The sequence below is a fragment of the Cytophagales bacterium genome, assembly GCA_033344775.1.
In the GTDB taxonomy this organism is placed as follows: Bacteria; Bacteroidota; Bacteroidia; order Cytophagales; family Cyclobacteriaceae; genus JAWPMT01.
The window spans coordinates 409,257-434,223 of sequence record JAWPMT010000004.1; the positions used below are offsets into that span (position 1 = coordinate 409,257).

Below are 24,967 nucleotides of genomic sequence, written 5' to 3' on the forward strand. Positions count from 1 at the left end.
GTTATTGATCAATTCTTTTAAAGTCGTAAATACCTTGCCAATTCAATTCTCCCTGAGGGGTAGTAATCTCGTGTTGAGATGATTGACCTTTATCTTTCAGGGAAAAAGCAAATTGATATGTTTCGCCGCCTTTCAACCGAAATTGAATGGCCACGTATGCTTCAGACTGATGTAATAATTTCAAGTCTTCAACCGAGGTAAATAAGTTCAGGGGGCGCTCTGAAGGATAGTCATAACTTCCATGCACCTCATACAAATTCACAAAAGTTGTATTACCACTTGTTCTCCGTTGAAGGAGACCTGGATTCCTTCGTAGATTAAAATTGGGATCATTGGCCCCGATACGTGTCAATAGGATCTCATCACCTGGTTCCGTCACTGAAGTAACGGTATAAAATTTCTTTCCATTGAACCAGGTCATGTTCATGATGTCATCCTGAACAGCAGATTGACCTTCAGCCCAAAGGTGCTGATAACCAGACGCCTTCCCCATAGGAGTAAGATCGTTATTCATCTTAAATGTTTGATTGGAGGACATGAATTCTCCGACATAATACAAGGGCAAATCGTATCGGGTCCCTTCAGGTGCCTGCACCGCAAAAAGATCAATGATGATGGGATGCTCCAATTCATCGATGGAGATAACAGCCATGGTCCGATGCATGGTTACACCTTCATAAGCATTGGTTTCTGTGGCGCTTACGATCTGTACTGCATCACCTCCTGAAAAATAATACGGCGTTCCAGAAGTCGCGTCAGCTGCTTTAACATCATGATCGAAATGCGAGTCTTTATCAATTACCAGCGTATTATGAGCGATGGTTTCTTTCGCCCAACTGTGATTTTCTTTGAGGTAACCTCCCCCGTCTTTATGCTCGATGTTCACCCATCGGGCTGCTCCATAATCCTGTATGACTTCTCCTGTTTCGTCATAGAGTAAAAACCCTAACCGATCAAAATGACCGTGTCCCATGCCATGTTTGGCGTACTTCATTACTAGTGTCAAATCCTTTGCTCTGACAATACCAATGGCTCCTTCGTCACCGTCGGCACCATCCCGGAGCTCCATACTTCTGAATATGTATGGTGTACTTTTTCCTTCAGCAATCGCTTTAGCAGCGATTAATCCCGAATCATTTAAGGGGACTCGTCCCTGGTTTTCGATGATAGAAAGTAATCCTGAGTCTTTTCCCCCGAAATGATAGGCCATACTCACGGCATTGACCAATTCTCTAGAAGCGAGCGACATCCCTTTTTGTGCATCATTGATCGGGAAGAATTCACCCTGGGCATTCGTTTGATTTACTAAAGCACTTACCGCCTTGAGCAGTACTCCATCGCGGTAATTTAAAATATCCAATTCCGGCATTTTGTTGGCAAGGCCCTGTGCAAAGATCAGGAAGGGATACATGGCATAGCGTTGGTAATAAGGACCTTCGGTATAGTATCCGTCAGGTGAAAATGAATGATCCATTTGGGCCAGGAACCCGGCTTCTTTTTGATGGGCTGGCTTGATTGTCCCTCCATCGTTATCCACACTCACTTGATTTGACATATCCACCTTCAAGCCATACAATGCCCACTGTACTAATTCCTCATCTCCAATCACCAGGCCGACCATTCCGACAGCCGCATTGCCCCAAGTACTGTGGTTATGGATTCTATTGAAAAATTGAGGGTTCTCAACCGAAACGTACTCTGCGTAAGGCCTGAACAAATCCTGATTCAATTTTTTACGTGTCTTTTTATCCAACCAATCGTAGATACAGTCATAGGCCTGACTGGTATAGACCAACCAGTTCGCATCGTTCAAACATTGCCAGAACAACTTACCACGAGCATAAGATCTGGTTGCTGGGTGCTTATCTAATGTTGGGTACAGTTTTGCATAAGCCAGGAGCATGTCCCGGATGTACACCGCATACTTCTCATCCTGGGTGATTTGAAATAGCACGCCGGCCTTCTGCATGGTGAAGAAATTGGACTTGTGCTTTTCATGTGTATATCCGCCAGCCAGGTCTTTCGGTACGGGGACATCCATCTCTTCAGCCAGGGCCAGATCCACTTGCTCTTGAACAGCTTTCAGCGATTGATCAAACAGAGGAATCTTCCCGGCGGAGTTTCGAATATTTTCAACCCCCGACCTGGTCAGGATCAAACGAGGATGATCCTGAGACCAAGTGAAGGTCATATGAAGAAAAAGTACTATCGTTAGTAATATTCTCACTAGTGTATTTTGATAATTTCTTGTGTCCTTAAAGACTTAGGGTTCATGTCGAAGCAAGTATCCATCTCCAGCAATTGAGGCATTGTAATCTTACCTTTGACCTGAAATAACAATTTACTTTTCTTCATTAGTTGTGGACTCATTGATCTGAGTTGGGTGATTTTAGATTTAAGTTTTTAAAATTTCAAGTTTGTAAATGAAAAGGAGGACTCAGGCACTTTAACCATTGTATCAGCCCCTAAGATCTCCTGTTTCTATCTAAACCAAATTATGAACTATATTCTTAGGATTAGTAACCAGTATTTTGAGTAATCTCCCCAAAACTGGACAACACTTCAGAAATAGGAATAGGAAACAGATAATACTCATTTCCAAATGACTCTCCCATTTCTGCTTGTGCAGTTCCTGTTCTGGTCAAATCAAACCAACGGTGACCTTCGAATGCCAACTCCAACCTTCTCTCATCCTGAATGGCTTGACGTACCAACGCCTGCGAATTCAGCACGGTATGATCCAGCACATTCAGTCCTGCTCTTGTTCTGATGGGATCTAACAAATCCAGAACAGCTTCCGCTGAAGATCCGTTTTCATTTAAAGTCTCCGCATACAACAAGATGACATCAGCCAATCGAATTTCGATCCAATCATGATCAGGACCTCCCGTCTGAGGGAATTTAGGCGAAGCCATTGTCGTTTCATCGATGGTCACTGCTCTTCTCAAATCACCGCCAGCTAGAGCCTCTGACGCTACTGCATCGAATGCGGCAATTAAATCAGAATCCAGCGGCAACAACGACTTGGTATCTAGGCCACCTGACCATGACCAAAACTCAGAGAAGCCATACTCATCAGTAATAGAACTTGATACTTGTGTAGCGAAGATAATCTCTGAATTCAAATCATTGTCCACTCCAAAGATATCTGCAAAGTTGGCCTGCAGTTCGATTCCAGCGGCAGCTGCCCCATTTACCACTGCTGCCAAATGCGATTCCGCACTTCCGAAATCACCTCTGTGCACATAAACTTTACCCAGCAAAGCTCTGGCAGCCAATTGTGATGCTCTGCCATCTACGATGTTAACACTCAATGCGGAAATCGCATCCTGTAAGTCAGGAATGATCACATTATCATACACTTGAGCCGCAGGTTGCCTGGTCAATATCGAAGGATCCGTTACACTTGGCGAAGAAGTTAAATTAACAGTCACATCACCGAATACTCGAACGAGTTTAAAGTAGGAAAGCGCTCTCAAGAATTTGGCCTCCCCAACTTCTGTGTCATTGGTTGAGTTCTCAATCACATTGTTCGCACTCAAGATCGATTTGTAAAGTGCTGAATAGAAAGGACTGAAAAACTGATCTTCCATCGCGGTAAGATCCGGACCAAATACATCAAATTCTGTAAATGGCGCTTCGAACATGAAAGCATTGTCAGCCCTGAAGTCCCCCATGACCGCCATCGGTGTGGCAGAACCATGCTGATAGAAATAAGCGGCGTTCAATACCCCATCAAAATCTGTCAAAGAATTTGAAGTAGCGATGTTAGGGGGAAATTGATCCAGGTCTTCGGTACAAGCCGAAACAAGCAATAAGACCGCCAATAATTTATATATCGTTTTCATTAGTTTCTTATTTAGAAATTAACATTTACACCAAAAGTGAAACTTCTTACAATTGGACTTGCGCCCACTTGTACTCCATAAGTAGTAGGTCCGAGGTAACCACCATTTGTAATTTCCACACCTTCAGGATTAAAAGAGGTATAATCATCTGCCCATAGATATAGCAGATTTGTCGCTGCAACATATACTCGCGCAGATCTTATTCCGACTTTACTAATCAGGTCTTGACGAAGTGTGTAACCAATGGTCATGTTTCGTAAAGCTATATAAGAAGCATCCTGCACCATCGCGTCAGTTTGATCTCTGGCTCGTGCATAATGAAGTCCATTATGATCAGCAATACCATCATCATCTGCATCAAAACTATCACGCAATCTTCCACCCCATTGTGATTCATAATACAACGGATCGATGTTGAATACGTCTCCACCTTGTGCTCCCTGAAACGATAAGGTCATATCAAAGTCTTTGTAACGCAAGGAATGAGTCATCCCCCAGTAAAAATCCGGAGTATTTTGTCCGATCTTAACCAGATCGCCACCTTCTTCAACCGTTCTTGTTCGGTCAATGACGCCATCACCGTTTTGGTCTACTACATAGTATTCACCGCTAGTGATTCCATTGTTTCTTGTGGGATCTGCAACGTGCTCCATTTCTACCTGACCGATGGTTTCCAGTCCCCACATTTCGCCAATTTCTCCGCCAACATAGTTTCTGAATACCGGGCCACGACCACTCTGCCCGTAAATAGTAGGTGCAAGCTCCGTTAGACCTCCGAGATCAGTAATTTCAGTATTCACCGTCGACAGATTACCAGACATATTCCAGGTGAGATCTCCCCTCTCCAGCACATCTAACCCTAACTCGAACTCAAAACCAGAACTTTTCAAGTCTCCTGAATTCAATCTCACTGAGGTCGTACCAAGTACTTCGGATACACTCTGATTAATAAGAATGTCTTCAATGTCCGAAGTGTAGTAGTCAATACCTAATGTTACCCTATTTTGAAGGATTCCAAAATTGATCCCGTAATTGGTCTCGGTATTGGTTTGCCACGTCAAATCAGGATTAGCTACATCTGTAGGAATAAGGAAAGCGTTTCCAAAAACTGATGCTTGAGGGTTCAACAAACTCAATGAGCTAAATGCTCCCAGATCAGAAGTAGTCCCCAAAGATCCTGTGCTAAATCTCAACTTCAACAAATTCAGGAAATTCAAATTATAGAAATCCTCATTATGAATGTTCCAGCCCAATGACAAAGCAGGAAAAGCTTCGAAGCGATTGTTTCTCCCTAAACGAGAATCTCCATCTCTTCTAAGAGAAACAGATACCAGATAACGATCATCATAAGCATAATTGATTCTTCCGAAAATACTTCTTCGAGCGATTGTCTCATCTCGTTCAGTTATACTAATATCAGCAGGATCGAGTAATGCAAAATTTAATGGTTGTCCATAAGGCACATTCGTACCCCTAAGAGCTGTAGCACTAATATTGAAATTCTGGAATTCCACACCTACTACCGCTGAGATATCATGATCTCCAAATTTCTGAGCATAATTCAAAGTGGTTTCACTCAACATGGAAGATCGCTTCGTATCTGTTTGATCCAGGTCCGTCTGATTGGTTCGAGCTCTTGAATCTGCTCGCAGTAATTGATGATAGTAATCCTGCGTATCCCGGATATCAGCACCGATTACCGTTTTCACATTCAATCCTTCAATGATCTCAAATTGCAAGTAGCTGCTCACATTGGCGAAATACGTCTTTTGCCACTGGTCCGCATTGTCCAGCTTAGCAGCAGGACCCGCATCACCAGATCCACCGATCCCGTTTCCACTTCTGCCATAGTGCCAATCTTCAGCAAACTCACCTGGCTGTAACGTGTAAATACTGTTATTCCATGGAGCATCATCTCCTCCTCTAAATCCAGCATCGAAACCAGCGAGGCCTAGCGCCTGTGCTTGTTGATCTAACTGCTGAACGAACGCAATAGAAGCCTCGGTATGATAAATAGGATGCACACTGTAGGCTCTTAATAGGTCTCTCATGTCGTGAGCGACAATGTCCTGATCTGAAACAAAACCATTGATACTCAAGCCAGTCTTAAAGCGTTTTCCCAATTTCGCATCCAAATTCAAACGTCCATTGAATCGTTCAAAACCCTGGGTGATCACAATTCCTTCTGTATTCTGATAACCTACAGAAGCAAAGTAGTTGATGTCTTCCGTTCCTCCACTCACACTGAAATCATGGCTTTGCATTGATCCAGTTCGGAAAAGCCAATCTTCTACGGATACCACATCCGGAGAATTCCTAAATCCATTTAAGCGGTATGCCAATAATTCAGGATCTACTTCAGATACGTTGAATGTTCCATTAGCGATGCCATTATCAATGGTATTGGCCCATTCTCCTGCGGTCTGGGTAATATTATCATTTCTATACCTGTTGGACACACTCGTATATCCATTGTAAGAAAAGCTTGCTTTGCCTGATTTCCCCTTCTTGGTAGTCACCAGAATGACACCATTGGCTCCTCGTGAACCATAGATTGCAGCGGAAGCAGCATCTTTCAGTACTTCCAGGCTTTCAATGTCATTTGGATTAACCGTCGCCAAACTTCCTGAAATAGGGAATCCGTCAACAACAATGAGTGGACTTGAATTTCCATTAACGGTCGATGCTGCTCTAATCTGTATTCTGGGATCAGCACCAGGCTCCCCACTTTGGTTCTGGATTAACACACCCGATAATTTACCGGCGAGTGCATCATCTACTCGTACTGCCTGGATGGCCGCTACATCACGCCCCTCAACCTGTGCAATTGCACCAGTATTGTGAGACTTCTTTCGAGTACCGTACCCCACAACGACCACTTCTTCCAGCTCGGCGATATCAACGTCAAGCGTCACGTTGATGGTAGACCGTCCATTGACGCCCACAATCTGGGTAGTAAATCCTACGGAGGAAATTTCTAATGAAGCGTTACTGGCTGCAGTTAAGGTAAAATTCCCATCAATGTCAGTAACAGTACCCACGGTACTTCCTTGCACGCGAATGGTTACTCCAGGTAAGCCTTCACCACCTTCGTCCGTAACTTTCCCGGAAATCGACTGTTGGGCATACGCCAACAGAGAGAACATGCAAAGCATCGCAAACAACCAGCCACGCAGGTGATTCAGATGCTTTCTTGTGCCTTGTAAAATGTTATTCATTTTTTAAGATTTTCGAATTGTAAATAGGTTAGATAGCGTCGGGAAAAATTCAGGCACTCCTCACAATAATAATTTCAAATAAAAAAGCGATTTTCTATATTTGAGGCGAAAGGAATACCTTCAACACTGAAGAACTACGATCGGCAAAATTGTATTTCAAGTTGAAGTGTCCCGACTTGATTGGATTAGCCCTGGGCTGATCCAATTTTTTTTGTTCAATTGGTATTCATCCCATGCTTATTATGGTTGGCCGTTGGACAATTGTTTAAAATCAGCTGAATTCACATAATCCCTGATATTGCTCAAGTGTTCTGCAATGGCTTCACCCGCTTTCGTAGCATCCTGATTACGTATGTGTTCTAAGATCATCTCATGTTGCTTTATGGCAACTTCAACCAAGACATCATCACATACCTTGTGCTTCTTAAAAAATGCCAGAATATCTGGAGTGATGATCATTAGCAATGATTTCAAAACTGAATTCTTGCCTGCATCGGCGATTTTAATGTGAAACAAAAGATCTTCCTCTGCCGCATCCTGGTTACTGAGCACCTTTTCTTTATGAGCCTCTAGTGCTTTTTGAAGTTCCACCAAATCTTCGACAGTCCTGTTTTTGGCCGCGAGAATGGCACCCTGAGTCTCAAGTAATACACGTGTTTCAACCAGTGATTTAAAATCGTTGTTATGAAGACTTAGCATATCAGTAATAAGCCCTTCTAGGGCCGGAAGTCCCATCCCCGCAACTACTGTCCCGCTTTGAGGCAGGGTTTTGAGGATCCCATAGAATTCCAGTTTCTTTAGCGCATCACGTAGATGTGTTCGGCCTACTCCCAAACGGTCGCACATTTGCCGCTCACTAGGAAGGCGATCCCCAGGATTGAGTTGCCCTGAAGAGATCAATTCCTTAATTTGACGGATGATCTTATCAGCGGGAGATTCGATTTCGATCTGAGAAAAACTATTGAGTACTTCCATTGAATAGATTAGACTTCAGGTTAATTGAAGAATTAAAGCATTAATTGATCAATAATTGGTCGACCAATTTAAAACGAACCAATGCAAAATCCAAACTTTTCCTCGTTTTCATTTGATTTTTATCAATAAGAGAGCTGAAATCATTGATCAGGATGAGAATTTGTTAATTCAAGTTTCCGAATTGAGAACTGTAGCAGCCGACCGGATTCAACGAAAACCATGTCATAACCTTAGATTTACCTAGAGTAATTCATCAACTAACGACTTTTTAACTGCAACCATTTTTATGAGCAACATGCGAACTCTTGGACTGATCGGTGGAACTTCCTGGCATTCGACGATTCATTACTACCAAAATATCAATCAATCCATTAATGAGCATTTTGGCAATAACTCCAACCCGCCATTGATCCTGTTTAATCTGAATCATGCGGTTATTCATCAACATCAAAAAGAGAACCATTGGGACAAGATTGCAGAATTGGTGATTGATGCAGGCGAAAGGCTACAAAAAGCAGGTGCTGAGGCACTGCTTCTCTGTGCAAATACCACACATAAGGTATATGAATCTGTATCAAAAACAATGGCTATCCCTATTCTTCACATTGCTGACGCAACTGCAAACGCAATTCAACAACAGGGATTAAGAAAGGTATGTTTTATTGGTACGAAGTTTACGATGATGGAAGATTTCGTGACCAATAGAATTTCAAAACACGATATCGAAGTAATTACGCCCGTTGGCTCTGAAAAACTTGAAGAGTTGCATCGAATCATTCATCAGGAATTGGTTTTGGGTAACATCATTTCTTCTTCCAAGGACTTTGTTTTGAACTGTATTCAGGAAATGGTTGATCAGGGTGCAGAAGGCGTCATCTTAGGCTGCACTGAATTTCCAATTTTGATCCAAGCTACAGACTTAAATATTCCGATATTTGATACCGTAAAAGTCCACACAAAGGCAGCTTTTGATTTCATTCTCGATCAATGAACAATTTTTGAAAAATGAACAAGACAGACTTGTTAGCCCTGGAGAGAACCAAATTGGCCAATGAACGAACATTCCTGGCCTATTTCCGAACCTTTGTGGTGGTTTTTGGATCAGGGTTGACCCTTGTTAAAGTTGACTTCCTCAATAATCTGGAATCGCTTGGTTACCTTTTCATGGGATTAGCAATCCTGCTCTTTCTAGTCGGTGTTATCCGGTTTTTTGTGGTGAAAAAGCGACTAGACAGATGGTCCGATGAATAATTCGTCCGCACTTTCCTGTACTTATTTAAAGGTTCCATATAGTTGAATCTCCTATCTAATGCTGTCCGATTTGGCGACTATCCCATCATAATCCGTCTATCTTCGCACCCTAAATGAAAACCAAAGAATGTCCCTAGTGTGCGATGCAGGTAGATAAGGAGGAAGAGATCTGCCCGATTTGCCAATACGAGTTTCCAACTCAAAATCCAGCCTATCGATGGCTACTGATTGGCATTGCTATTATGCTGCTGCTTCTATTTTTATTCTAAGATAATCCATCGTCTAGCGTCTGCCATCGGACGAATTATTCCAATTATTTTCCTACTTCGATCACCATAACTGAACTTTGGTCGTTTAAATGCTACAATGAAATACGCGCTTTCTTTTTTCTTACTGATGATGTCAGTCAGCCTGTCTTACGGACAAGGTCTGGAAGAGATCAGAAAGCGGTTTCATCAGGCAGTATTGAGTCAGGATAGCATTAGTAATTATCACAAATTCATCGAAAAAGTAGATCAAACCTCTCCTACGATCATGGCTTATCAGGCAGCCGGTGAAGCTATGATGGCTCAAACGCTCTGGAATCCGCTGGCCAAACTCTCACAAGTCAATCGGTATGAGAAGATGATCCTGGATGCGGTAGACCAGGAAATGGATAATCTGGAAATCAGATTCTTACGCTTTGCCATTGAATTCCATCTACCTAGAATCCTCATGATGAGTAAACACCTGGAAGAAGACCGGGATTTTATTGTGGCCAATTTGTGGCGATGCAAGGAAATGAACATCGATCCGGAATTTGAGCGGTACATCACCTACTTCATGAATGAAACGGGCATGCTACTTCCGGAACAGATCACAGTGATCAAGCAATTGCTAAGTGAACCCAAATCGGATTAATCACAAGGTTTCCAGTCTTTCTTTATCTTAGTCGAATGAAGCGTGTATTCTCTTTTCTTTTGTTCTTTTTTATGACTTGCATTCTTCTGGCCCAGGAAAAGGTTCAGGAGGCGGAAGAAGTCTTGGACAATAGTGCCGAATGGAGCACTGAGACAAAAATGTCATTACTTGCCGTATGGGGATTGGTGGTATTGGTTTTGACCGCTCGAACATTCAGGAATAAATCAGATATGTAATGAAAGAATCGTTGCATATCAAGAATATGGTATGTGACCGATGCATCGAAGCGGTAACCGAAGCGCTTCAATCCGCCCATATTCCTTTTCGTGAAGTACAATTGGGGCAGGTCAGTGGTGTGCATGCCAACCAGCAGCAACTCGAATCATTGGCCTTGTATTTACAAAAAAGAGGTTTTCAACTGCTCGAAGACAGCAATGAGCAATGGGTTTCACGAATAAAAACAGCATTACTACAAAGCATTCTTGAACCAGGCCTGTTAGGCAATCAAAATCACTCTACCTACCTGGAGCAGCGCCTGGAAAAAGACTACACTTCCCTCAGCAGGATATTCTCTTCATCGACGGGAACAACCATAGAAAAACACCTCATTAATCAGCGTATAGAACGGGCCAAAGAGCTGATCTCTTACGGTGAATTGTCCATCAGTGAGATCGCTAACCATTTGGGATACAGCAGTGTGCAACATCTTTCCACCCAATTCAAAAAAATCGTCGGTGTAACCCCTTCGCAGTACCTGAAATCCAATCAACTGACCAGAAAAGGTCTGGATCAGGTCTGATTGCAAAAATCTATAACTCTTTTCCTGAATTTTGGAATTCTTTGGAGAAGCCGCATGTTTTCTTTGCCGATATGGAAGCGGTAAAAGTGAAGACGGACTTGCATTGTGATCACTGTGTACAAAAAGTGACGCCATTGCTGAATGAAGCAAGCATGATCAATAATTGGTCGATTGATACGGAAGACGGTGTGAAAACCTTGAGTGCGGTAGGCGAAGGCGTCAATCCTGGTTATTTACAGGGCTTATTGTCACAAGAAGGCTATTCCATTGTAAACAATCCGCCAAAACCTTCATTTTGGCTGGATAATCAAGTTTGGCAAAGAGCTTCTTTCAATACCCTGAATTGCCTCATTGGCTGCTCCATCGGGGATTTTGGAATGATCTTCTTTTTACAAGCCTTTTATCCAAACACACCGATGGTTTGGCAAATGACCCTGGCCATCATTGCTGGTCTGATGACTTCCATCGCGCTGGAAACCATCCTGTTGAAAAGACGCGAAAAGTTTGACTGGTCCCTGGCTTTGAAGACCGCCTTTGGGATGTCTTTTATCTCTATGGTAGCCATGGAAATTGCCATGACGGCCACAGATTTCATGTTCACTGGTGGCAAAGCGGCTTTTGATCAATGGCAATACTGGCTGGCATTGGTCCCGGCACTGGTTGCAGGCTTCATTACTCCCCTGCCCTACAATTACTTCAAGTTGAAGAAGTTCAACAAAGCGTGTCACTAAACCTTCTGATCCGAATTACGTAATTTTACAACGTGCAAAAGTTAAGGACATATCTCTCTCCAATGCTCGCCCTCCTCTTGATGGTGAGTACGATGGGTATTACCCTTAACAAACACTATTGCATGGGAAGGTTGGCAGAGGTCAGTATCCTGCATAAAGCAGAGAACTGCGCCGAAAAAATGGGTCTTGAAAAAGGAACCCCCTGCCCCATGGACTGCTGCCACGATACGGAGGAACATTTTGAGGTAGACAACTACCAATTTGTTTCATTCCAATTCGATTTGGATCAAAAGCTATCCTTTTTGCTTCCTATCAGCTTTCTGGAAGTAGACGAAATAGCAGAAGAGCAGATTCCGTTAAAAAAACTTCCCTACTACCAATACTCCCCTCCGCTCATTGCGAGCGACCTCCCTGTATTGTACGATACCTTCTTGATTTGATCTGATCCCAATTCTTATCAGTGATCCCATTGCTATCCAGGCATAGCGATAGCACTGATCATTCATTTGTTGAATTGGCATTTCAGATCTAAACATGTTTAAAAAAATATTAACCTTAATGTTCATTGGCTCAATTTATTGGGCTCAAGCGCAAATTCCCCTCAAAGGGCGTGTCGTGGACGAAAACAATAACCCGTTGATCGGAGCAGCAGTTTTCGTATCTGGAACTACTCATGGTACTACCACAGATGTTAATGGCGCTTTTACATTAGCCATTCATCACCCAGACCGTGACCTGGTCTTTTCTTTCATTGGCTATACGAATGATACAATTGCTGCCAACAACATTCCAGCGATCATACAATTAGCACCTGCAGCTTCAGAATTACAGGAAGTGGTCATCAAAGCGGAAACTAGTTTTTACGATGAACTGGATCCGATTCACAATCAGGTCATTCTGGAGTCGGAATTATTAAAGGCGGCCTGCTGTAACCTGAGCGAAAGCTTTGAAACGAATGCATCTGTAGACGTTTCTTTTAGTGATGCGGTAAGCGGCAGCAAGCAGATCATGATGCTGGGACTAGACGGAAAATACGTACAGATCCAGCGAGAAAATGTTCCTAACGTTCGAGGACTTACCTCCAGATTTGGTATGGGATATATTCCTGGTACGTGGATTCAGTCCATAGATGTAGGCAAGGGTGCGGGATCTGTGGTCAATGGGTACGAATCCATGACAGGACAGATCAACCTGGAATTCAAAAAGCCTGAACACAGTGAAAAGGTCTACCTCAATGCTTATGCAAATGCGTTTGGGAGATCCGAGCTCAATTTCAATTCGGCATACGACCTTAATGACAAGTGGAGCAGTGCGGTCCTTTTTCATTCCGACTATTTTGATAATGAAATTGATCGCAATGATGATGGTTTTCTGGACCTCCCCAAGTCAAGGCAGATCAACCTGATGAACCGGTACAAATTCCAGGGCGAAAAGTTGGTTTCACAAATTGGAGTAAATGTGATGGTTGATCAAAAAGCGGGTGGAGAAACAGGATTCGGGTTTGGCGATGACGCCAGTACCTCTTCGCTATATGGGTTTTCCAACCTGACGAAGAAGTTCGAAGTGTTTGGAAAGACTGGCTTATTATTTCCTAAGACGCCATACAAAGGTTGGGGATTCATTTACTCAGGTACCATTCAGGACATGGATTCCAACTTCGGTAGAAATGACTATTCCGGCCGTCAGGAAACTTTGTACGGGAATGTGATCCATCAAAACATCATCGGGAATTCATTTCATCAATACAAAACCGGGGTTAGTTTCCTTTACGATCGCTATCAGGAAAGCTATGCAGATTCAGCCTTTTCCAGGACTGAAGAAGTGCCTGGTGCGTACTTTGAATACTCCTGGTTGCCCACAGAGGACATTACCCTGGTGGCCGGAGCAAGGACTGATTTTCATAACCTATATGGCACTTATTATACTCCAAGGCTTCATTTCCGGTATCAACTCAATCCAGTCACCACCTTGCGGACTTCTGTAGGACGTGGGTATCGAACACCAAATGTAATCGCAGAAAATACCCGTGTACTGATTTCCAATCGTTCCATTCGGGTATTAGAAGCCATCGAACCAGAAGTGTCCTGGAATGCTGGTGGAAGTATTGTAACAGCTGTTCAGTTGGGAGAACGTAAAATAGATGTGATCGCAGACTACTTCTACACGTTCTTCGAAAACCAACTGGTAATGGATCTGGATGCCAATTCCAGGGAAGTGCAGTTCTTTAATTTGGCAAACGAGTCTTTTGCACACAGTTTGCAGTTCGAAGCTTCTATGCGCATCAATGAGCATTGGGCACTAAAGGGTGCTTACAAGTACTACAACGTCCAAAGTCAGTTTGGCGGAGTGCAACGGCAGGTACCGTTTACAGCCCGTAACCGGTTCTTTGTCAACGCAAGCTACGCCACCAAATTTGACAAATGGACATGGGATGCCACGTTGCACTGGGTAGGTAAAAAACGCTTACCCAATACTCAGGACAAACCAGCAGAGTTTCAAAAAGCATCCTTTGCTCCAGCTTATTCCCTTGTCAACACGCAAATTTCCCGAGGGTTTCGCTGGGGAAGTATTTACCTCGGATCGGAAAACTTGCTGGATTTCCGACAAGATGACCCCATCATCGATGCTGAAAATCCTTTTGGAGAACAATTCGATGGGTCACTGGTATGGGGACCTATTGCCGGCCGGCTGGTATATGCCGGATTTAGATACAGAATTAAAAGAAATTAATAATTGAAAGGTTTTGACGATACTCGAAAAGCCCCTTTACCCCTAAAGGTGAGAACAGAACATCCCTTCAGGGAATACAAGGGTGTTTTTTTGCAATTCTCAGTTTTCACCAAAACCTTTCTCCAAGAGCATTGAAAATTAAAAACATGAAAAATCTATTGACCACCCTATGCTTTGCCATCTTATTGAGTGGCACAGCTCTCGCCCAGGAAAACAAAACCCAGAAAGCGGAAATCCTTACAAGTGCCATCTGCGAAATGTGTAAGGAAACCATCGAATATGAATTGACCTTCACCAAGGGGATCAAGTTCGTAGAGCTAGATACTGACTCAAAAATCGTAACGGTTGAATTCAATCCTAAAAAGATTTCTGTTGAAGACATCAGAAAGGGCATTTCTGGTGTTGGATACAATGCTGATTCGGTTAAAAGAGATCCAAAAGCTTACACTAACTTGCCGTTTTGTTGCCGCGATGGCGGCCATGATAACGATCATTGATGCGAAATTTTCTTTTGCTTCTGCTAGGATTCCTATTTGCCTGTTCTCAACCGGAACCTGAACTTCATGAGATAGAATGGCTCGACTTACCCACAATTGGTAACAATGGCCTTCCCTATTTGGAAACAGGTCTGGACGGGGTATTACGATGCTCCTGGGTCGAAACTTCCGGGGATACTGCCACTTTGAAGTTTTCAACATTTCAGAATGAGCAATGGACTACCCCTGAGAAAGTGGCCAGTGGCACAAATTGGTTTGTCAATTGGGCCGATTATCCAAAAATATCGGCATCGGAAAATGTAATGATCGCACATTATCTGCAGAAGAGTGCCCCGGATACTTACGCCTATGATGTAAAAGTCAAGGTTCGAAATTCATCAGGTTGGAGTGAACCCTTTAAAGTACATGATGATTCCACGGAAACAGAACACGGATTCGTTTCCATCATTCCGCAAGCGGGTGATCAATTTCGGCTGGTTTGGTTGGATGGCAGAAATACTACCGGAGCCCATGAAGGTGCCATGACACTGAGAACGGCCATGATTGATCATTCCGGCAATGTTTCTGAACGAACGCGGTTGGATGAGCGTGTTTGTGATTGTTGCGCCACAGCAGCGGTAGCGACTACCAATGGTCCAATAGTCGCTTACAGGGATCGCTCCCCAGATGAAATTCGCGATATTTCATTGGTGCAATTGATGGAATCATCTGAATTGGGCTGGGTATACAATGAATCTATATCCATGGATAATTGGGAAATCGCAGGGTGTCCGGTCAATGGACCGAGTATTGATGCTAATGGAAATTTGGTTGCCTTAGGTTGGTTCACTGGCGCACAAAATAAGCCCAGGGTACAATTGGCAATATCTTCAAACGGAGGTACATCCTTTGAAACGCCCATTCTCATTGACAGCAAAGAACCCTTTGGTCGAGTCGCTGTGAATTTATTGAGTGAAGATCTGATTGGCGTGACCTGGTTAGCCAGGAATGGAGAAGAGGGTTTGATCAAACTCAAAATCATTAATAAATCTGGTATGGTCCTGAAAGAGATGGTGATCACGAAAACATCGGGCGCCCGACTTAGCGGATTTCCTCAAATGGCTGTTCAAAATGACTACCTGTATTTTGCCAATACACAACCCGGCTCGGAAGCATTAAACGTACAGGTAGGACGATTGAAGTATAAATAAACAGCTATGTTTAATAAATAAATTGTCATAACAAATAGGCATTCGATGCGACATTGTCTGTGTACTTACATATATTCGTTTCTTTAAACGTAACTAGAACAATTACAGTAGCTTTGCGTTGACTTAGTAGAATTATAAATACCATGGGAAAAGCAATTGAAATAACTGATTCGAATTTCGAAGAAGTAATAGGTTCAGATCAACCGGTACTAGTTGATTTCTGGGCGGAATGGTGTGGTCCTTGTAAGATGATCGGACCCGTAGTTGAAGAATTGGCCGGCGAATACGAAGGCAAAGCGGTAGTGGGCAAAGTAGATGTGGATTCAAATCCTGAAGTATCTGCCAAGTTCGGTATTCGTTCTATACCGACCCTTTTGGTTTTCAAAGGCGGTGAGATCGTTGACAAACAAATTGGAGCAGTGCCTAAAGCTGTATTGGATCAGAAATTAGCTGCTCAACTTGCATAATAGATATCGCATCTATTGAGAATATTAAGACGCCCTTCGGGGCGTTTTTTATACTCGTTGTTTTTAGAGATGTAGTTCGATCTTCACTTATATCAGCCTTAACTTTTACTAATTCAAATACCGCAACCTTACCTCCTCATTTCACGATACAAGGTGAACAAAACTTGTTGGTACGTGGTGTTGGTCAATTATTTGAGAAGGTTCAATTTCAATTTGAAAAGAAGGTTAGTAACCATCCTGATGGATGAACAAGAGCATCTTGTTGCTCTTGGGTTTGGTGTAGGGTCCTTTATAGCACTATTACCGACTCCTGGTTTAAGCATTTTCATCGGATTAGGTGTAGCAGCATTAATGAAACCCGCTTCTCGTCCGGGCGTATTGCTGGCAATGGTCATTTGGAACATCTGGACATTGATCCCCATCTTCGCCTTAAGTGCCTGGCTTGGAGAAGTTATATTTTCCAACGAGGCCAAAGTGTACTTTCATGCCGAATTCCTGAATCAGATCGTGCACTTTACCCGCAGAATGCTAGTTGGCAACCTAATCATCTCTATTCCACTCTCCTTTATTTGCTATCATGTAGCGCTAAGAGTAATTGATAAATTGCGCCGGAGAAAAATCCGAAAAGCAGTCCTCGTTTAATTTCTGGTTACTGACAATAATTCTTTTCATTTTTTGAAACAAAACCCACACTATCTTTTGTTAAATACGCAACTCACAGGGTGATTTTGAGTAAATCGCCTTCTATTTCGTCATGAAGCATACTAATTTCGATTTTTTAGCGGTTCAACTAGCAGATGACGATAATTAACTGGCGATTTTTATATACGGTGGTATTGGTGTTGCCCCTATTTCTGGGAGCTCAGTCACCGACTTTCACCTCTGAAAATTATTACCTTTTCCCGATCTATCCTGGCCAAACCCATTACCTGGCAGGAACCATGGGTGAGATGCGTGGGACACATTTCCATGGAGGCATTGACATCAGAACGGGTGGTAAAACAGGATTACCCGTATTGGCCACCGCCGATGGTTATATTTCCCGAATCCGGGTCCAACGAGGTGGCTACGGCCATGTACTGTACATGCAACACCCGAATGGCACTTCCTCTGTTTATGCGCATCTCAAACGGTTTGCACCGGAATTAGAGGAATACTTGCGGGAACAGCAATACAAAAAAAAGTCTTACGAATTAGATCTTTTTCCAGATAAGAATGCTTTCCCCTTCCGACAGGGAGAAATGCTGGCCTATTCCGGCAATACCGGATCTTCAAGCGGACCACATTTACATTTTGAGATCCGTGATTCCAAGCAGCGCGTACTTGACCCGTTAAAATTTAATTTTAAAGAAATCCGGGACAATATCGCTCCGACACTTCGAAAAGTAGCCTTTGTCTGCCTGGATGATAAAGCCCGGGTGAATGGCGTTTTTGGTCGGTTTGAATTTGAAGTGATCCAAAACGAAGGGAAATACCGTATTCCTAAGCCATTGCAACTTGAAGGGAAAATTGGAGTGGAAATTGATTACATCGATCGGCACAATGGTTCCAGCGCCAGAAATGGTATTCCTGAAATCATGATGACCGTTGATAATGACACGGTATTCCATCAAAGAAAAGCCAGAATGGCCTTTAATGAAATGAGGAACATTGTGGTCCACATGGATTACGAAACCTACGTCAATCGACGAAGGAAATTCAACAAACTGTTCAAAGATGAAGGCAATACACTGGGCATTTACCTGATCAATAATGAAGGTGTGAAATTTAATTCGGAAGGTAGTTTACTAAACATTTATCTTCAGGATGCCTATGGCAATCTTTCCATTCTTGAAACCAAAGTAAACAACCGAAAAATAGTCAATCGACCGGAACCAACGTTCAGAAGTTTTCTGCTTCGGCGAAACTGGCTGCATCTGCAATCAGCATTAGGCGATTCTGCTGAGGTAGTGCTGCAAAATGATACGGTTCGCCTGGAGCCATACACACAATTGAAAAAACAGTTCTATCTGTGGGACCTCAGAAAGGGATTGCCCACACAGTTCATGACGAGTTCAGATACGGTGGACTTTCGATTTCAACAAACCATTCCCAATAACCAAACCATCAACTTTGCGCAGGAAGGTATCGACATTGAGTTTAAGAAGACGGTTCTTTTTGACACCCTTTATCTGAGGTATGAAAAATCATCCGAGGGAACAAAGGAATATTGGGACTTACCACATGCTGATTTTCCGCTGCGCAGACCCGTTAAAGTTACGCTGAGCCCTGAACAGGAATATACTGAGCAACATCATGTATACAGTGTCTGGGGTAAAAAATCCTCCTTTATCGGAGGGGAATGGAAAGACGGAAAAATCACCTTCTACACGCGTGATCTGGGCAAGTTCACCATAGAAAAAGACATCAGCCCTCCCACCGTCCGCAACCTGAAAATGGCCCGGGACGGGATCACTTTATTGATCGATGATGCCAAATCCGGTATCAAAAGCTACAAAGCATTTCTAAATGGCGAATGGCTCATGATGGCCTATGACGCTAAGAAAAAGAAAATCTGGGCCGTACCCAGAGTAAAGGACCAGCCCCTTGAAGGGAATTTCAGACTAGAAATTACCGATAATGCTGGAAACGAACGGATTTACGAAAAACAAATACCTACAACATGATCACACTGAAAGCAGGTGATAAAGCGCCTGAATTTGAAGGGAAAGACCAAAATGGTAATCTCGTTAAATCAACCGATTTGCGTGGAAAAAAGATTGTCCTGTACTTCTATCCCAAGGACAATACCCCAGGCTGTACAGCGCAATCCTGTAACCTAAGAGATAATTATGAGGAACTGCAAAAACAGGGTTACGAGGTACTGGGTGTAAGTCAGGACGGTGAAGCCTCTCACCAAAAGTTCATTGCCAAACATGAACTTCCATTCACCTTGCTGGTAGATACCGACCACACCATTCACAACTTATTTGGTACCTGGGGTGAAAAGAAAATGTATGGTAAAACCTATATGGGTACTTTGAGAACTACTTTCGTCATTGACGAGGAAGGTACACTCACCGAAGTGATAGAAAAGGTCAAGACCAAAGATCACACGGCCCAGATTTTGGGTTAAGTCCCGTACAATACATGATATCAAGGCACCTTATGGTGCCTTTTTTATTACCCTCCTACCGTCAATCAAACAACTCCCGAAGGACTGATCACTTTTTATTATTTTGGTGATCCACGTTCAATACCAACCTAACCATAAATCTCCAATGAAGAAGATTGTCCTATTGCTACTGCTGACAATTCCAATCCTGGTTTTCGGCCAGAAAAGAAAGAAAAATCAACCACAGTATGAAAAAATTGACACGGAACTACTTTCTGGTCTGAAATGGCGAAACATTGGCCCCTATCGCGGTGGTAGGAGCGTTACCAGTACCGGTGTAGTGGGTGATCCGATGACCTATTATATGGGTGGAACTGGTGGTGGCGTTTGGAAAACCACTAATGCAGGGATCACCTGGAAAAACATCAGCGATGGCTTCTTCAAAACAGGAACCGTTGGTGCGATCGCTGTGGCTGAATCTGACCCTAATGTGATTTACGTAGGAATGGGTGAACATGCCATCCGGGGAGTAATGACCTCCAGCGGCGATGGAGTCTATCGATCTACGGATGCTGGTCGTACCTGGGAGCACGTTGGATTAGAAAACTCACAACATATCTCAGATGTGGTCATACATCCTTCGAATCCCGATATTGTTTTCGTCACGGTACAAGGTCCACAATACGGTACCAGTCCCGAGCGAGGGGTTTATAAATCTACCGATGGAGGCGATTCATGGAGCCCCGTCTTACAAGTCAATTCCGATGTAGGCGCTTCTTCCCTTTCTATGGATTACACCAACCCACGTATTCTCTACGCTTCCATGTGGGAACACCGCCGTTATGCCTGGACCATGCAGTCAGGTGGGGAATCTTCTGGCTTATACAAATCAACAGATATGGGGGAATCCTGGGAGAAAATGGAGGAAGGGCTTCCGGAAGCTTTCGGAAAGTCCGGGATCTCTGTTTCCCGAGCCAATCCCGATCTGGTATTCGCAGTAATAGAAGCAGAAGGAGATAAAGGAGGCGTATATCGGTCCAATGACAGAGGTAAGCAATGGACGCAAGTCAATAAAGACCGGGTGAACATTGCTCGTTCGTGGTATTATATGGAAATCTTTGCCGACCCTGTCGACGAAAATGTGGTTTATGTGGCCAATGCACCTGTCACGAAATCTATTAACGGAGGCCGTTCATTCGGAAATCTCCCTACTCCACATGGCGATAACCACCACATCTGGATCAATCCGAATGACAATCAAAATATGATCAACTCTAATGATGGTGGCGCTAACGTAACCTTCGATGGTGGAAAGAGCTGGTCTACACAACAAAATCAACCCACTTCTCAATTCTACCGGGTCAATACGGATAATTTGGTTCCTTACAACGTGTACGGAGGCCAGCAAGATAATTCAGCAATTGCCATCGCAAGCCGCACGAATGGTCGTGGCATCGGATGGAAAGACTGGTATTCCGTGGCAGGTTGTGAAAGTGCTTACGCTGCTTTTGATCCTGACAATCCAGTAGTCGTATTTGGAGGTTGCTATCAAGGCATCATTGAAAAGTGGGACAAAGCTACCGGAGAAGTCAAATTGATCAATCAATACCCTGAGTTACGTCTGGGAAATGTGCCTGCTAACTTCAGTCATCGATTCAATTGGAATGCGCCTATCATTTCCTCACCCCATGATCGCAGCGTGATCTATCATGGAGGAAATGTGGTTTTCAAAACGGAAGATGGAGGTCAATCCTGGGAAGCAATCTCACCCGACCTCACCAGAAACAATCCCGATCAGCAGGGAAAAGGTGGTGGACCCTTCACTAATGAAGCAGCTGGTGGTGAGAATTACAACACGTTGATGTACCTAACCGAATCCCCTCATGAAGAAGGAGTAATCTGGGCTGGATCCGATGACGGACTTGTGCACCTGACCAAAGACGGTGGAGAAAACTGGAGCAATGTCACTCCCACAGGCTTACAGGAAGGGATCATCAATTCCATCGAAGTATCACCACACGATCCTGCAACTGCTTACATCGCCGTAATGCGCTATAAGTTCAATGACCTTACTCCCCTGGCCTTCAAGACCAATGATTATGGAGCCAGCTGGACTAAAATCACCAATGGTATCGATGAAGCCCCTTCCTTTTTTAGGGTAGTACGAGAAGACCCCAAAGTGAAAGGCCTGTTGTATGGTGGAACAGAAACCGGACTTTATGTCTCTTTTAACGATGGTGCCTTCTGGCAAAAAGTCCAATTGAATTTGCCAGTCGTTCCCATCAACGACCTCATGGTACGTCAAAATGACCTGGTTGCTGCTACGGCTGGACGATCCTTCTGGATCCTTGATGACCTGGGGGCTATTCAGCAATCCAAAGGTGAATTTGGAGATGCCCTGGCACTGTATTCCCCGAAAGATACCTACCGCTTATTCGGAGGTAGTCAGGACATGCCATCACCCGGATGGGGACAAAACCCAAAAGAAGGTGTCACGCTGGATTACTACTTACCTAATGAACTGGACAGTACTTCCATCACTTTGAAAGTACTTCAAAATGGTGCAGAGATCCGAAGTTATACATCTGAAGAAGCGAAAGACTTCCGAGGTTGGGCCGGCGGACCTCCTAAACCAGCTGCTCTTCCAGCCAAGAAAGGTGTCAATCGCTTCACCTGGGATTTCCGAAGAGCCACACTACCCGCGGTTTCCAAAGTCTTTGCATTCGGAGATTATCGGGGTTCGCGAGTAGGTCCAGGCGAGTACACTTTGCGGCTCATCCATGAAGATGACTCGGTAGAAACCACAGTTTCTATCTTAGCCAATCCATCTATCAAAGCCAGTCCTCTTGACTGGGCCAACCAGCAAAGCAAGTTGACTGGAATTGAGGAGACCATTCGGGATATCCACGAGTCGGTAAACACCATGCGATCTGCCAAAAGCCAGCTGCAGGGCTACCAGAAATTACTGAAAGGTAATGAAACTGCTGAGGCATTATTGGATACGGCCAAGTCGTTGGTGACTAAAATTGAAGAATGGGAAAACAACCTGATACAACCGAAACAAAAGACATTTCAGGATGTGATCAATTTCCATAACCAATTGAATGCCCACCTGATGTACCTGAAAGGTGCCATTGACGTAGCCGAACCTCAGGTAACGGACGGTGCAGCGGAACGTCACGATGACCTAATGGCCGAATGGAAAATTTTTGCTGATGCTAAAAAGCAATTGATAGATGTGGAGTTGAAAGCCTTCAATGACATGTATGAGGAGTTGGGGCTGCCAGCAGTGATATTGGAAGAGTAGGGTTCGAGAACCCTGTCTGTCGACAGGTAGGAAGGGTAGACCATCAAAACACATACTTGTCCGAGCTTCTCGCTCGGACTTTTTTATTCCCTCACTTCCACGCTCACTTCAAAGTCTTCGCCCTTCTCACTTAGCACTTCGACCGTAAATGGAAGTTTAGAATTATCTAGTTTCTCTCCTACCAGTAATGGCGCTTCATAGAAGGTTTCGCCTTCATTCCGATGTAACCAAACCGGATGCTTACCTGAACCTATCATGACATCAATGGAATACACAACAACCGATTTTTGCCATCTCTTATAGTATTTAGGTGGGTCAATCTGTTCAATGGCATAGATCATCGGTCGTTCATTTTCATTGAATTCCTTTTGCCAAAGTACCATGGTAGTTCCTTCATCACCCATGATCCGCGAAATACTGCCCTGCCAGGATTTCCCTTCAACGAAGGCGATATTATCAGGACTTAACCAACCCAAATAATACTGATGCCAGCCCAACATGTCCCAGGAACCATAGACATTGGCCATCATGTCCAGCTCCCCAATCGCAATTTGTTGTACAGATTTCGGATCTTTCGGTCCGGCTGTACCTGCATATGGATACAGGTCAGGAAGTCCCAATTGATGACCATATTCATGAATAAGAATCTTGTGAGGCGGAATTCTTGCATGATGTGAATCCCAACCGATCGTCACTGAACCAACCCGATTTCCTGAAGGTGTTTTAATGTAATAATGGGTTGGTGACAAACTAAACTCCCGGATCGGCGGCGTGGCCACATTCACAATCTGATATTGGGTGAAGTCAATCTCAGGGAACAACGCCATTGCTTCTTGAATGTATTTTCTGGGAGTTTTCGGCCCGATAACGATGTGTCCTTCATGAAATTCATAGGCTTTACTTTCCATCCTTCGCCAGCCGTGAATGAATCGGTGACGCACACTGAGCTTACCTCGACTTACTTTCTTATAAAAGCTTGCCAGTGTATCTGTTTTTTGAAGGTTTAAGGCTACAGCCATGGTTTCAAGTCCATCTGCTGGTTCGTCCCCAAAATCCACAAACAAGGTGATAGAGTTTATTTCACCAATAGACGAAACAGGAAAATGCTGATAAGACTTCCAATTAGTTTTCGTTGACCTTGGCAATTCGCGGATGTTTTCTATATCTATAGGAGTAAAGGAAATCTCTTTTTTAGCAGCTGTAGGTATTGGTGGCTCTACTGATAATTGATACTTCCGGATCAGATGATCACTGATTGCTATTCGCTCTTGATCAGACAAGGCCCTATCAAAAATGATCAACTCATAGATCCTACCAGTATAACTGCGTCCCAACGCTGGAAAACCTCCAATTACTGCACCCTGGTACGAAGTGAGTGGCTGTCGATCGTTCGACGTGTTGCTTGATTGCACTTCCTTCAGGTGCCTGAAAATGGATCGGCCTTCTGCTCTGCTGAACCTAAAAGCTGACAAACCCGGTTTAAGGTAATTGGGAGGTACCCTTACATCCAGGTCATTGGCATAATGCGCCATTCGAAGTAGACTGGATTGTTCATAGCCTAAAACCAGATTGCTATTCCTGACAGAAGACCTTCCTCCCATAAAAAAGTTAGCGAGGTGCGCCCCTCTCCTGTCCTCTACGATGAAAACCGTATAATCGGAATAAGCTAAAAAACTTCCATCAAAAGCAAAGTGCGCTTTTCTAAAGGCTACCGCTTTCTTTCCGTCAACGCCATCGACCCAATCTGCCCGATTGTATCCTTGCAACAGGTTCAAGTCTCTTTGATGACGGGACTGATCTTCCCAGTCCACGACTCGAATCCCCTGAACCTTTATCCCTTTATTTGCATCCAACCATAATGCAGGATCAATTGAAATTTGGGCATTAAGTGGGGAGCATAAACAGGTACAGATCAGCACCATCGCCAGGCGGCAGATCGAATTCAGCATTAGATTGTTTT

The 24,967-nt window shown here is 43.7% G+C and carries 20 protein-coding genes; 15 read left to right on the forward strand and 5 right to left on the reverse strand.

Features of this window, described 5'->3' with window-relative positions:
- Position 1: 1 nt before the first annotated feature.
- The 4 genes from R8G66_10530 to R8G66_10545 all read right to left on the reverse strand — a co-directional run bounded on the left by R8G66_10530 (position 2) and on the right by R8G66_10545 (position 8,041).
- Complete coding sequence (locus tag R8G66_10530; protein ID MDW3192795.1) at positions 2–2,191, reverse strand: heparinase II/III family protein; 2,190 nt, start codon at positions 2,189–2,191, stop codon at positions 2–4.
- A gap of 325 nt (positions 2,192–2,516) precedes the next feature.
- Positions 2,517–3,848, reverse strand: a complete 1,332-nt coding sequence (locus R8G66_10535) for a RagB/SusD family nutrient uptake outer membrane protein (GenBank protein MDW3192796.1) — start codon at positions 3,846–3,848, stop codon at positions 2,517–2,519.
- An 11-nt stretch (positions 3,849–3,859) separates the two neighbouring features.
- A complete protein-coding gene (locus tag R8G66_10540) occupies positions 3,860–7,066 on the reverse strand; it encodes a TonB-dependent receptor (GenBank protein MDW3192797.1) in 3,207 nt (1,068 codons plus the stop codon).
- Positions 7,067–7,306: 240 nt separating this feature from the next.
- Complete coding sequence (locus tag R8G66_10545) at positions 7,307–8,041, reverse strand: FadR/GntR family transcriptional regulator (GenBank protein ID MDW3192798.1); 735 nt, start codon at positions 8,039–8,041, stop codon at positions 7,307–7,309.
- Positions 8,042–8,336: 295 nt separating this feature from the next.
- Here R8G66_10545 and R8G66_10550 point away from each other — a divergent pair, with 295 nt between their 5' ends.
- The 15 genes from R8G66_10550 to R8G66_10620 all read left to right on the forward strand — a co-directional run bounded on the left by R8G66_10550 (position 8,337) and on the right by R8G66_10620 (position 23,007).
- A complete protein-coding gene (locus tag R8G66_10550; protein MDW3192799.1) occupies positions 8,337–9,032 on the forward strand; it encodes an amino acid racemase in 696 nt (231 codons plus the stop codon).
- A 14-nt stretch (positions 9,033–9,046) separates the two neighbouring features.
- A complete protein-coding gene (locus R8G66_10555; protein MDW3192800.1) occupies positions 9,047–9,292 on the forward strand; it encodes a DUF202 domain-containing protein in 246 nt (81 codons plus the stop codon).
- Positions 9,293–9,658: 366 nt separating this feature from the next.
- A complete protein-coding gene (locus R8G66_10560) occupies positions 9,659–10,192 on the forward strand; it encodes a hypothetical protein (GenBank protein ID MDW3192801.1) in 534 nt (177 codons plus the stop codon).
- Between the two features lie 35 nt (positions 10,193–10,227).
- Positions 10,228–10,428, forward strand: a complete 201-nt coding sequence (locus tag R8G66_10565) for a hypothetical protein (protein MDW3192802.1) — start codon at positions 10,228–10,230, stop codon at positions 10,426–10,428.
- Positions 10,428–10,991 (forward strand): helix-turn-helix domain-containing protein, encoded by a 564-nt coding sequence (locus R8G66_10570; protein ID MDW3192803.1) that lies wholly within the window; start codon positions 10,428–10,430, stop codon positions 10,989–10,991. The genes R8G66_10565 and R8G66_10570 overlap by 1 nt, the downstream gene beginning before the upstream one ends.
- Positions 10,992–11,032: 41 nt before the next feature.
- Complete coding sequence (locus R8G66_10575; GenBank protein ID MDW3192804.1) at positions 11,033–11,722, forward strand: DUF4396 domain-containing protein; 690 nt, start codon at positions 11,033–11,035, stop codon at positions 11,720–11,722.
- 62 nt (positions 11,723–11,784) lie between these two features.
- Positions 11,785–12,162 carry a hypothetical protein gene (locus R8G66_10580; GenBank protein ID MDW3192805.1) on the forward strand — a complete coding sequence of 126 codons (378 nt, stop codon included), beginning with the start codon at positions 11,785–11,787 and terminating at the stop codon, positions 12,160–12,162.
- 94 nt (positions 12,163–12,256) lie between these two features.
- Positions 12,257–14,452 carry a TonB-dependent receptor gene (locus R8G66_10585; GenBank protein ID MDW3192806.1) on the forward strand — a complete coding sequence of 732 codons (2,196 nt, stop codon included), beginning with the start codon at positions 12,257–12,259 and terminating at the stop codon, positions 14,450–14,452.
- Between the two features lie 146 nt (positions 14,453–14,598).
- Positions 14,599–14,949 carry a heavy metal-associated domain-containing protein gene (locus tag R8G66_10590; GenBank protein MDW3192807.1) on the forward strand — a complete coding sequence of 117 codons (351 nt, stop codon included), beginning with the start codon at positions 14,599–14,601 and terminating at the stop codon, positions 14,947–14,949.
- Positions 14,949–16,139 (forward strand): exo-alpha-sialidase, encoded by a 1,191-nt coding sequence (locus R8G66_10595; GenBank protein ID MDW3192808.1) that lies wholly within the window; start codon positions 14,949–14,951, stop codon positions 16,137–16,139. Before R8G66_10590 ends, R8G66_10595 begins: the two co-directional genes overlap by 1 nt.
- Before the next feature lie 143 nt (positions 16,140–16,282).
- A complete protein-coding gene (trxA, locus tag R8G66_10600; GenBank protein ID MDW3192809.1) occupies positions 16,283–16,606 on the forward strand; it encodes a thioredoxin in 324 nt (107 codons plus the stop codon).
- Between the two features lie 153 nt (positions 16,607–16,759).
- Complete coding sequence (locus R8G66_10605; protein MDW3192810.1) at positions 16,760–17,248, forward strand: DUF2062 domain-containing protein; 489 nt, start codon at positions 16,760–16,762, stop codon at positions 17,246–17,248.
- A gap of 155 nt (positions 17,249–17,403) precedes the next feature.
- Entirely contained in the window at positions 17,404–19,272 is a 1,869-nt protein-coding gene (locus R8G66_10610) for a M23 family metallopeptidase (GenBank protein MDW3192811.1), read from the forward strand.
- The gene (bcp, locus tag R8G66_10615) at positions 19,272–19,721 is read left to right on the forward strand and encodes a thioredoxin-dependent thiol peroxidase (GenBank protein ID MDW3192812.1); all 450 of its coding nucleotides are present in this window, start codon (positions 19,272–19,274) and stop codon (positions 19,719–19,721) included. The genes R8G66_10610 and bcp overlap by 1 nt, the downstream gene beginning before the upstream one ends.
- Positions 19,722–19,866: 145 nt before the next feature.
- Positions 19,867–23,007, forward strand: a complete 3,141-nt coding sequence (locus R8G66_10620; protein ID MDW3192813.1) for a glycosyl hydrolase — start codon at positions 19,867–19,869, stop codon at positions 23,005–23,007.
- Between the two features lie 83 nt (positions 23,008–23,090).
- Here the strand turns inward: R8G66_10620 and R8G66_10625 are convergent, their stop codons facing one another.
- Complete coding sequence (locus R8G66_10625) at positions 23,091–24,956, reverse strand: hypothetical protein (protein MDW3192814.1); 1,866 nt, start codon at positions 24,954–24,956, stop codon at positions 23,091–23,093.
- Positions 24,957–24,967 lie beyond the last annotated feature (11 nt).

Excerpts from the sequence above, each read along its gene's own strand:
- R8G66_10530 (MDW3192795.1), bottom strand. The coding sequence starts at position 2,191 with ATGACCTTCACTTGGTCTCAGGATCATCCTCGTTTGATCCTGACCAGG.
- R8G66_10535 (MDW3192796.1), bottom strand. The coding sequence starts at position 3,848 with ATGAAAACGATATATAAATTATTGGCGGTCTTATTGCTTGTTTCGGCT.
- R8G66_10540 (MDW3192797.1), bottom strand. The coding sequence starts at position 7,066 with ATGAATAACATTTTACAAGGCACAAGAAAGCATCTGAATCACCTGCGT.
- R8G66_10545 (MDW3192798.1), bottom strand. The coding sequence starts at position 8,041 with ATGGAAGTACTCAATAGTTTTTCTCAGATCGAAATCGAATCTCCCGCT.
- R8G66_10550 (MDW3192799.1), top strand. The coding sequence starts at position 8,337 with ATGCGAACTCTTGGACTGATCGGTGGAACTTCCTGGCATTCGACGATT.
- R8G66_10555 (MDW3192800.1), top strand. The coding sequence starts at position 9,047 with ATGAACAAGACAGACTTGTTAGCCCTGGAGAGAACCAAATTGGCCAAT.
- R8G66_10560 (MDW3192801.1), top strand. The coding sequence starts at position 9,659 with ATGAAATACGCGCTTTCTTTTTTCTTACTGATGATGTCAGTCAGCCTG.
- R8G66_10565 (MDW3192802.1), top strand. The coding sequence starts at position 10,228 with ATGAAGCGTGTATTCTCTTTTCTTTTGTTCTTTTTTATGACTTGCATT.
- R8G66_10570 (MDW3192803.1), top strand. The coding sequence starts at position 10,428 with ATGAAAGAATCGTTGCATATCAAGAATATGGTATGTGACCGATGCATC.
- R8G66_10580 (MDW3192805.1), top strand. The coding sequence starts at position 11,785 with ATGCTCGCCCTCCTCTTGATGGTGAGTACGATGGGTATTACCCTTAAC.
- R8G66_10585 (MDW3192806.1), top strand. The coding sequence starts at position 12,257 with ATGTTTAAAAAAATATTAACCTTAATGTTCATTGGCTCAATTTATTGG.
- R8G66_10590 (MDW3192807.1), top strand. The coding sequence starts at position 14,599 with ATGAAAAATCTATTGACCACCCTATGCTTTGCCATCTTATTGAGTGGC.
- R8G66_10595 (MDW3192808.1), top strand. The coding sequence starts at position 14,949 with ATGCGAAATTTTCTTTTGCTTCTGCTAGGATTCCTATTTGCCTGTTCT.
- trxA (MDW3192809.1), top strand. The coding sequence starts at position 16,283 with ATGGGAAAAGCAATTGAAATAACTGATTCGAATTTCGAAGAAGTAATA.
- R8G66_10610 (MDW3192811.1), top strand. The coding sequence starts at position 17,404 with ATGACGATAATTAACTGGCGATTTTTATATACGGTGGTATTGGTGTTG.
- R8G66_10620 (MDW3192813.1), top strand. The coding sequence starts at position 19,867 with ATGAAGAAGATTGTCCTATTGCTACTGCTGACAATTCCAATCCTGGTT.
- R8G66_10625 (MDW3192814.1), bottom strand. The coding sequence starts at position 24,956 with ATGCTGAATTCGATCTGCCGCCTGGCGATGGTGCTGATCTGTACCTGT.